At 70.7% G+C, this 399-nt stretch carries 1 pseudogene; it reads right to left on the bottom strand.

The features are described from left to right. Positions 1-399: pseudogene (glgA, locus tag QC029_RS31485) on the bottom strand (starch synthase); the annotation flags it as partial.

The following is a 399-nucleotide window of genomic DNA, read 5'->3' as shown; positions in this document are numbered from 1 at the left end:
CATCAGGGCGGCGGCGATGCGCATCGACCAGCGCCTGCTCGAGCGCGGGTTCGCCGGAGCCGGTGACCACGATCTGCCCGCCGGCGTCGACGATCTCGTCCGCCGCCGCCAGCACGAGGTCGATGCCCTTCTGGTGCACGAGGCGCGCGACGATGCCGAACATCGGGCCGCGCGACACCGCGAGCCCGAACTGCTTGCGCACGTAATCCGCATTGGCCTTCTTGCCGACCCAGTCGCCGGCGCCGAATTGCTGGGCCAGCTGGGCGCAGGAGCGCGGGTCCCAGCTCTCGTCGATGCCGTTGAGGATGCCGGTCAGCTCGGCCGCGTCGGAGCGCAGCTGCAACAGGCCTTCGAGGCCGCAGCCGAACTCGGTGGTGGTGATTTCCCGCGCGTAGGTGC

This window comes from Streptomyces sp. DH37, assembly GCF_029813835.1.
Taxonomy (GTDB): Bacteria; Actinomycetota; Actinomycetes; order Streptomycetales; family Streptomycetaceae; genus Streptomyces.
Note: the sequence above shows the minus strand (reverse complement) of the source record. Positions and strands in the feature narration are given on the sequence as shown.